The sequence below is a fragment of the Photobacterium angustum genome (assembly GCF_002954615.1).
GTDB lineage: Bacteria > Pseudomonadota > Gammaproteobacteria > Enterobacterales > Vibrionaceae > Photobacterium > Photobacterium angustum_A.
Window position 1 is genome coordinate 2,620,317 of record NZ_MSCJ01000001.1, and the last position, 9,832, is coordinate 2,630,148.

The following is a 9,832-nucleotide window of genomic DNA, read 5'->3' on the forward strand; positions in this document are numbered from 1 at the left end:
TCTGTCTCAATAGCTGATGATTTTCTTACTTAAGTGTCACTGAAACATGGCACTAAGTTTGAATTCTTTATTGAAAGTCATTCGCGGAGCACTGTGATGAAGACAATTGGTTATGTGATCCCTTGTTTCCCTACCTTATCTGAAACGTTCACGGGCGTTGAAATGAGAGCAATGATTGCACTTGGACATCATGTTGTTCCGTTTTCATTTATAAAAGGTCAACACTTTCAACGTGCTGATATTCCATTAATGAAGCAATGCAGCTATCCCTCAAACCTTCCCTACTATAGTTTTCGCCACATCACCCGTTCGGTAAGAAGTTTGCCCTTCATTTACCAGCAACATGAGTTTGGAAAGCTCGCACTTCTTCGGCAAGGTCTACAATTAGCGCTATGGGCACATCGCTACCAATGTCGACATCTCCATGCGCATTTTGCTTGGCATAGTGCTGCGATTGCAATCGTTGCGGCAAAAATATTGAATATTCCAGTGTCATTTGTTGGGCATGGCGCTGATATCTATGCTGGACCTCAAGATTTACAAGCCAAGCTTTCCCATTGTCAGTTTTGCTGCGCTGTGACAAAGGCAATGCATGATCATCTGCAATCACTAACAAAAACACCAGTTCACTATTTACCTTGTGGGATTGAAGAACAAAACTATCCCACTTTAAATAATGATTGGTCTCCATCTAAACGTTTTTTATTTATTGGTCGATTGGTTGAAAAAAAAGGGCTTATAACGTTATTGAAGGCTGTACAACTACTAAAACACCCGATTGAAATTGATCTTGTTGGTGATGGTCCACTAAAAGCGGAGCTAATGTCTTTTTGTAAACAGCATGGACTCATAAACGCTGTTTCTTTTCTCGGAAGTCAAAATGCAGATTGGCTTCGATCTCACGCAGAACGCTATCAAGGACTAATTGCTCCTTTTACCATTGCTAAAAATGGTGATACAGATACTGGTCCATTAGTCTTAAAAGAAGCACTTGCATTAGGAATCCCTATTATTACTACCAACCTTGTTGGCTGTACTGAGATCCTTTGCCCTGATATAGGAGTGATGATAAAGAAAGATTCACCTAAAGAGTTAGCAACGGCGATTACAAACCACCAGCGAAAAAGCCATCAAGAATTAAAAATTCAAAGAGAGCTCGGTTATCGGCATGTAATGAAAACCTTTACTGCAAAAGCTCAAGCGCAACGGCTATCACAGTGGATTGAAGCACTATGAACACATTAAAGGTTGTTGCAGTTTATGGTATTGGTATCGTCTTTTGTAAGCTAATAGGATTGCTACTTCAACCTTATGTTACAGATCAATTAGGCTTAGAAGAGTACGGTAAGCTTGATGTCTTATTAGTCTTAACTACATTCCTATCACTGATCATTAGCTTAGGCGTCATTGATGGTCTTTATCGTTTTTATCATGATTCATCCAATCCAACACGTTTGTTAGGTCAGGCTTTATGGCAAGTTATATTATGTGGCGCAATAATCACAAGCCTGCTTGTTTTTTTTAATCACGATATTCAAGCGCTTTTACCTGGGCCGCCACCACTTTTTGCCTTTAATTGTTTTATTTTTACTATTTACTTTAACTCTCTGAACGCGATCCCTTTAGCAAAGCTGCGAATTGATAACAATGCTAAACACTTTGTAAGTATTTTACTTATCACGGCATTATTGCAAGCAGTCTTAACGCTCTTGTTGGTCACTACATGGAAAGTTGATGGTATGGCTTTAGCGGGATTGATCGCACAAGTCGTGTGTGGTGTTCTGCTCTATAAACAATGGCCAATACCGCATTTTTCAATTAGCCCCGCATTATTAAAATATGGCGCTATTCTAACTCTCTCAGGATTATTGGGTTTTATTTCATTAGGTGCAGAGCGTTGGGCTATCGCGCATTATTTAGGGGTAGAAGCAGTATCTCCTTATGCTATTGCAATGCAATGGGGGGTTGCCGCTAGTTTATTAATAGAACCTTTTGCGTTGTGGTGGTTTCCAAAACGATTTAGCTTCATCAATACAGAGCAGCGTAAGCAACACTTAGCCAATATTACTATTTTAGCATGTCAGCTTTGCGTACTTATTTCTGCTCTTGTGCTTTTGTTTGGCCCTATTTTTTTACGGTTTTGGCTTAATGCTGAATTTGATTACAGTAGTGTTCTTATCCCATTTATCGCATTATGGTTAATGTTAAAAGGCTGTTGTACTTTTCTCAATGTCGGCTGCTATTACCACGAACATGGACAGGGAATATTATTGATTAATAGCCTGTCAACACTACTATCGTTACTCGTTTTTATTTATGTCTTACCCTTATTCGATATTCTCGCATTGATCTATTGTGGAATTGCGATTCAAGCATTACGTCTTTTTATTTTTTACTTTTATAGTCAATACCATCTCCCTCTGTTGTACCCTCTCTCTGATTTGTTTGTCAGCTTTTCACTTGTTATGTTGATTTGTTTTTGTCAGCAATATCAACTCACTTATTTTCTCATCCTATTAACTTCTCTTCTTTGCCTTCAAGTCTATTGGCCTTGGCGTCACCTTTGTAACTATCGTCATGTATTACAGGTGATCTATGACAAGGGGTAAGCAAATTATCATTGCTTTGTTTAGTACGATAAGTTGCTTTATTGTTAGCAATTACACGTTTAAACATTACTTTGCTTTTCTTGGGATACTGGCATTACCCTTTGTTGTTAAACGTGCCTTTTTACTCTGTATTTGGTTTATTCTTTTTTCATATTTTCGCTTACATGAAGCAATGCCATTTCTTGAACCCTTTAAAATCCCAAAGTTATTAGCACTTGCTTGCTTGGTCGGATTAAGTTGGCAGTTGTGGATGAACTATCGCAACTTCAAGTGGCATCCATTACATACGTGGCTACTTTGCTTTGCATTTTGGGTCAGTATTAGCTGTGCTTTTGCTTCTAATAGAGAAGAATCATTTGAAATGTTGTCAGGTAACTTTCTAAAAATCGTTTTAATGGTTTTTGCTATTAGTTTATTACCCACCCATATTTCTCAACTGAAAAGAATTCCTTTTTTACTCTTTCTTTGTGGTTTATTGATTGCGTCTATTACGTTATATAACAAACACTATGAGATTGGATTAGTTGAAGAAACGCGTGTCACGATCGGGCGAGCATTTGGATCAATGCTAGGTGATCCTAATGATCTCTCTTTAGTCCTTTTATTCCCGTTATCATTTACTGCTGTCTATATTTTTCACGGTCACATCATTTCTCGTATTATTGCTATGATCATCAGTATTACACTCCTCGCTGGTATTGCAGCAACGGAAAGCCGAGGCGGGCAACTGGGGATAATTAGTGTGGTATTTATGTCACTGCTACTTCGTAGTAAAAATATCGTCACACCACTTATCATTACCGCCCTTGGGATCATTGTTTTATTTGTCGCTGCGGGTATTGAAAACAGATTTGTTTCATCGGCTAGTTCAGGCGCTATTGATGAGTCTGCTATGGGGCGTCTATATGCTTGGGGTGCGGCGATAATGATGGCAGTTGATCATCCATTGACAGGAGTTGGACTAAGTAATTTTTATAATAATTACTATTTTTACTCAGTACATTGGGATGGTAAGAACCATGCTGTTCATAGCTCTTGGTTTGAAATATTAGCTGAGAATGGATTTGTCGGGCTGTTCTTATTTACTACTTTGTTAATAAAAACTTTCCAACTTAGTTACCGCTTACTTAAACGATTAAAAAAAACAACATATCAACCACTTGCTGAAGGGCTATGGCTTGGCATGGTTTCCTTTTCTGTCAGTGGTACTTTTCTAACACAAGGAACAACGTGGCCTTTTTATATTTTATTAAGCTTATTAATTGCAACCGATCGATTAACCCGTAATACCGAACAACTCGATTAAAAGGATTTGAATCATGGGGCGTGATATAGAATTTATTATTTTTGGTGAAGATTGGGGGCGACACCCTTCTAGCACTCAGCACTTAATATCAATCATTGCTAAGCAATATCCCGTCTATTGGATCAATTCTATTGGTTTAAGGCAACCCCAACTTCAAGCTAAAGATATCAGGCGTATCATCGAAAAGATCATGGCTTTTACTCGCCGTACTGCAATAGCTGATACTGAAATCTCCTCCACAAATTTAAAAAAGATCATCAAACCTCTCGTTTGGCCATTAGCTCGAAATAAAGTGATGAAGTACATCAATAAGAAGCTATTGACGACACAACTCCCCAAAAAAAAACACTATCGTGTTTTATGGATAGCCTTACCAAGTGCGATTGAATATATCGAACTCTGCCAAGCTGATTTAATTATTTATTACTGTGGAGATGACTTTTCTGCATTAACTGGCGTCGATCATGATAAAGCAATGCAAGCAGAACAAACGTTGAGCATGCAAGCCGATCTTATTTATGTCGCAAACAAACAATTAATGACGCGTTTCCCAAAGCACAAGACACATTATTTGCCCCATGGTGTTGATCTTCATTTATTTCAATCAAAACATGCGTGCCCACCAGCCATTGATAAAGGGACAAAAAATATTGGCTTTTATGGCAGTTTAAATAATTGGCTTGATTACGATTTATTACAACAACTCGCATTAGCGCGTCCACAGATACAATTTTATTTACTTGGGAATAAGGAGTGTCATCAAGTTCAGCAATTGCAAAATGAGAATATCCATCTATTACCAGCGGTCCCTCACAATCAACTTGCTAGTTATGTACAACATTGGCACGCCGCTATTTTACCTTTCATCAACAATCAACAAATTAAAATGTGTAACCCCTTAAAATTAAGAGAGTATTTAGCGGCTGGATGTCCTGTCATCAGCAGTGATTACAAAGCCGCAGCAGAGTACTCACCTTTAGTATCAATTGCGACAACTCAGAAAGAATGGCTATCGGCAATTGATCGCATTACACAATTAAGCCCACAGCAAGCCTCAGAATATAAACGAAAAGCATATCAATGTGTTCAGCATGACAGCTGGCAGCTACGCATAGAAAAGATCATTCATGCCATACAAAAAATACGATATTCGACGACTGAATAACAAACCCTTACATCAGGCACTCTTTTTGCAATCTTTCTTATACACACAAGAAAAAGGAATGCGTGATGATAAGAACAATTTATCTAATCATCTTGTTAGGATTGGTTGGGTGTGCCAGTACCTCGCAATCAAATAAGCAGTTGGAGCTATTTTTTAGTTCGGAACAAGTGACGTTAACGGCAGAGCAACACCGTAAAATTACCCAATTTTTTTCAACCTTCTCATATAACCAAATAACAGCGACTGTCGGCCCTGCTAAGCTCAATAATAAATTTGAAGCTTTATTACACAGCCAAAAACGCATGCAAAACATAGAAAAGATCGCACAAGACCATCAAATCCCTTTAACGTTGGAGTATTCCCCTCAAATAACAATCGATACGTTGCTTCTTCGGAGTAACTAACGGTATGCGTCACCTCTTTATAACGCGGCTGTATCCATTACTTTATGGATTATGGCTTCATCGTTATTTATTAGTTTTACCCATCATCATTATGCCTTTTTTAATGACGATAGGCGGTTTTCTTAAAACTAAGTATTACTACTCTGAAACCACTATTTTGGTTCAGGAGGCCGCATTGCTTAACCCTTTTTTAGAAGATTTGTCTATTTCAATGAATCTACAGCAGCGAATTAAAGCACTCCAAGTGGTGATCCAAAGCCAATCGACTTTGGCGATCGTAATTGATGAACTCGATCTAGTACCAGATAAAGACCCACAAAAAATTAAACACGTTACCGCTCAACTCGAAAAAGGAATTACCCTTGATTTGACAGGTAACGATCTCGTTCAAATGAGTCTTGTATGGCAACAACCTGAACAAATTCCAGAGATATTAAATACTCTCTCTCGAATTTTCTTAGAAAAGCTACGAGCCCCAGGACGAGCCTCGGTTGATAATTCAGAAGTTTTTTTACAAAAACAATTAACGACAACCCAAAAAGATTTAGAACTTGCGGAAAGTGAGCTTGCCACCTTTAAAGCAGAAAATGCTGATAACTTACCGCTCCTGCAAGGCGTCAATGTTGATACGAGTATTAAATTAGTAAGGAAAATAAACGAATCAGAGCTGGCTTTACTCCATGCCAAAAGTAAACGTGACAGCATGTATAAAACGCTCATTAATACTAATCCTGTTATCGGCAAACTAGAGCAAGAAATTGTTATCGCCGAAGCCGAACTTGCTATCTTACGTGCCAGTTATACCGATAAACACTCATCAATTAAGAATGTGCTCCGCCGTTTAAACCGGTTAAAACAAGAGCGAACTCGACAAGTTGAATTACAGCAATCACTTACTCCAGAACAAATCGACAGTTTATGGCAACGACTAGCCAATAGCTCTCAAGATCCTGAAAAACAATCTCAACCAATATTACTCAGCCAATTTGAAGCATTGCAGCAAGCAGAATCTGAAATCGATGCCATTAATCAAGAGCTCGTATTACTCAAAAAACAAGCTGCAAATATCATAGGAAAACGGGTGGAGTTTGCAGAATTAGAAAAAAAACTTACCAGCTTAGATCGTAATTATAAGGTCAAATCGACTATTTATAACCAACTATTAGAACGCTATGAAATGGCCAGAGTCACCGGTCACCTTGGCCGTTTTGAAGAACCAGACAAATTAAAAATAATAGACAAACCTTCAGTACCGAATGCCCCTCAAAATTGGCCTTGGTGGATGAACTTTTTATCTGGCATTCTTTTTGGCGCAGTCATTGCTTTATTTCTTGTAGGCATCTCGATTATTTTTGATACGCGATTATATCAATCCAACCATATCAGACAGTTAGTATCTTACCCAATCTTGGTGCGCATTCCTTACTTCTCAAAGGAACTTAAGCATGATTAGAACACTACAAGTTGTCCAACATTTACGTCCTGGCGGATTAGAAAAGCTCGTTCTTAATTTGGTTCGTTTTGCCTCATCAAATCATCGTGTTTATGTCGCTTCATTAGAAGAAACAGCCACATCCGCTATTTCAGCGTGGCCTGAGTTATCAGCCTTTAGAAACCAATTAATATTTTTAAATAAACCCTCAGGTATACATCTCCACACCGCTTATCAATTAAGAAAGCTCGTTAATAAGCTTAAGATCACCACAGTTCATAGCCATCACCTAGGTCCTTTACTCTATAGTCGACTCGCACTACTAGGATTAAGCACAACCCACATACATACTGAGCACGACAGCTGGCATCTAGAAGAACCAAAACAACAAACCCTCACTCGTTGGCTATTAAAATATAAGCATGTTGAACTCGTTGCCGATGCCCCAACAATAGCCAAAGATCTTCATCAACGATTAGGTCGTCCAGCCGATCATATTATTAATAACGGTATCGACTGTCACTTTTACTGTATTGGTGATCAAGCAGAGGCTCGTCATGATTTAGCGTTGCCTCAGAAACAAATATTTATTGGTTGTGCTGGGCGACTGGTTTCAGAGAAAGGGATTGATACCATGCTCATCGCCCTATCATCACTTCCAGAACATTATCATCTTGTTATTGCAGGTGATGGCGAGCAGTTATCAAGCCTCAAACAGCTCGCCTGTCGTTTACAGCTTGAGCATCGTATTCACTGGTTGGGTTACTGTAAAAACATGCGTTCTTTTTATCGCGCTATTGATGTGTTCTGCATGCCATCACGTCATGAGGGACTTCCCTTAGCTTTGCTTGAAGCACAAGCTTGCGGTAAACCTATTGTGGCATCAAATATTGGTGCGATCCCCGATGTCGCCCACCCAGAAAACAGCGTATTAATATCGCCTAATGATCCTGTCCAATTAGCTCACGCTCTAGATCATGTACTGACACATAAACCTAATGAAACAAAAACAGCGCATTTCATCCAACACGTTGCTGATGTGAGAACGATGACAGCAGCTTATGAAGCCCTCGCGAAGTAAGGAGCAAACCATGATGATAAGTTGGTTTATCCTTTTAATTCTAACAATCATTATTATTTATCACCATGTTATCTATAGCGCTGTAATGGTGTGGTATGGACAACATTTAAAACGAAAAGCCATTACTGTAGAACCTGATAGTTTTCCAGCCATTGCGATCCTCATCCCTGCTTATAATGAAGAGGCGCATATTAACGCTAAACTAGCTAATTTATTAATGCTCGATTATCCCGCCGAAAAACTTTTTATCTTCATTTGTTGCGATGGTTGTAGCGATGCAACCGCAAAACTTTGTCGCCAATGGGAGAGGCAATTTCAACGAGCTAATATTCATTTTCAGTTGCAAATAAGCACCAGCAATAAAGGAAAGTTAGCGCGCCTTAATCAACTAATGACAATGGCACAACCTTATGCAGAACTGGTTGCATTAAGTGATGTATCTGCGCTTATCTCGATAGATGCCCTTAAACAAGCCACCCATAGTTTCAACGATCCTAAAGTTGGTGCAATCACTGGTAATTATCTTATTTATGACGGTAATACAGGTGAGAAGCAATACTGGTCTTGGCAAAATAATATGCGCTTTGCGGAATCACATTTAGGCAGTGTTATTGGTGGCAATGGTGCTTTTTATATTATGCGAGCTCGCTTATTTCAGCCATTGCCTCACGACACCATCAATGATGATTTTATGCTGCCGATGCAAGTACTTAAGCAAGGTTATAATGTTATTTATAATGAATGCATTAATAGTATTGAACTCGATATCAGTAGCAATGAACAAACCCATCAACGAAGACAACGTATTGGCGCCGGTAACTTACAACAACTGATCCGCTGCCGCTTTGTGTTTAACCTCCACCAGCCTGGGGTCAAATGGTTATTCGCTTCCGGTAAAGGTTTAAGGACCTTAATGCCTTTCCTTTTCATCATGTACCTAAGCATAACCTGTTATCTCGCTGTTCATGGATCACATCTCGCCCTATGGTTGACGGGATTACAAGTTGTTGGATATGGTCTTGCGGCACTACCTCTATTGGGTGTAAAAAATAAACTGTTAGATAAATTACATTATTTAATAGGCAGTTATCTGTCTTCTTTAATTGGTATGCTGCGCTATATCTTTGGACAATTTAGACATGGCTGGAAAAAACAACCGCCTCTCAATACTTATCAACATTCTTTTACAATTATCCTCAAACGCTTCTTCGATATTCTTCTTAGCTGTATCGGATTATTAGTCACACTCCCGTTATGGCCTCTGATTGCTTTACTTATACGATTAGATTCCAAAGGTGATATTTTTTATCGACAGGTACGAGTCGGGCAAATCAATGATGAACATATCATGTTGTTCTCCATGTTGAAATTTCGCACCATGAAACCTAACGCTGAAGCAAAAAGTGGCGCGGTATGGTCACAGAAAAATGACCCTCGCATCACACGTATAGGCTGTTTCTTAAGAGATACGCGGTTAGATGAACTGCCTCAATTTATTAATGTGATAAAGGGAGACATGTCATTAATAGGCCCCCGTCCTGAGCGCCCTGAACTATGTGGAAATTTGCAAAATGCATTGCCTTTCTACTTAGAACGCACTCGCGGTTTACGCCCTGGTATCACTGGGTTAGCACAAGTAAATCAAGGCTATGACAGCTGTATAGAGGACGTTAAAGCGAAGATCGCGTGGGATCATGCCTACGCGATCGCGTTAGCGTCACCATTACAATGGCTTAGAATGGACTGCTGGATATTGCTTAAAACAGCATACATTATGGTAACGAGACGTGGACAATAGTTGGCACAACCTTTGAATCATATTATTTAAAATAGAG

8 protein-coding genes are annotated in these 9,832 nt (G+C 39.1%); all 8 read left to right on the forward strand.

The genetic code is table 11. The annotated features are described in order from the left end of the window. Window positions 1-96 precede the first annotated feature (96 nt). The 8 genes from BTO08_RS11800 (at window position 97) to BTO08_RS11835 (ending at window position 9,795) form a co-directional block, all read left to right on the forward strand. Complete coding sequence (locus BTO08_RS11800) at window positions 97-1,236, forward strand: glycosyltransferase family 4 protein (RefSeq protein WP_105061068.1); 1,140 nt, start codon at window positions 97-99, stop codon at window positions 1,234-1,236. Beyond that, window positions 1,233-2,609, forward strand: a complete 1,377-nt coding sequence (locus tag BTO08_RS11805; RefSeq protein ID WP_105061069.1) for a lipopolysaccharide biosynthesis protein — start codon at window positions 1,233-1,235, stop codon at window positions 2,607-2,609. Before BTO08_RS11800 ends, BTO08_RS11805 begins: the two co-directional genes overlap by 4 nt. Next, a complete protein-coding gene (locus BTO08_RS11810) occupies window positions 2,596-3,915 on the forward strand; it encodes an O-antigen ligase family protein (RefSeq protein ID WP_105061070.1) in 1,320 nt (439 codons plus the stop codon). The genes BTO08_RS11805 and BTO08_RS11810 overlap by 14 nt, the downstream gene beginning before the upstream one ends. Before the next feature lie 13 nt (window positions 3,916-3,928). Then, window positions 3,929-5,080: a glycosyltransferase gene (locus tag BTO08_RS11815; RefSeq protein ID WP_105061071.1), complete on the forward strand. Its 1,152-nt coding sequence runs from the start codon at window positions 3,929-3,931 to the stop codon at window positions 5,078-5,080. 65 nt (window positions 5,081-5,145) lie between these two features. Further along, window positions 5,146-5,484, forward strand: a complete 339-nt coding sequence (locus BTO08_RS11820) for a hypothetical protein (protein WP_105061072.1) — start codon at window positions 5,146-5,148, stop codon at window positions 5,482-5,484. Between the two features lie 4 nt (window positions 5,485-5,488). Then, on the forward strand, window positions 5,489-6,937 hold the full coding sequence (locus BTO08_RS11825; protein WP_105061073.1) for a sugar transporter: 1,449 nt from the start codon (window positions 5,489-5,491) through the stop codon (window positions 6,935-6,937). After that, window positions 6,930-7,997, forward strand: coding sequence for a glycosyltransferase (locus BTO08_RS11830; protein WP_105061074.1), 1,068 nt, complete (start codon window positions 6,930-6,932; stop codon window positions 7,995-7,997). Before BTO08_RS11825 ends, BTO08_RS11830 begins: the two co-directional genes overlap by 8 nt. A 10-nt stretch (window positions 7,998-8,007) precedes the next feature. After that, on the forward strand, window positions 8,008-9,795 hold the full coding sequence (locus BTO08_RS11835) for a sugar transferase (RefSeq protein WP_105061075.1): 1,788 nt from the start codon (window positions 8,008-8,010) through the stop codon (window positions 9,793-9,795). The last annotated feature ends 37 nt before the right edge of the window (window positions 9,796-9,832 follow it).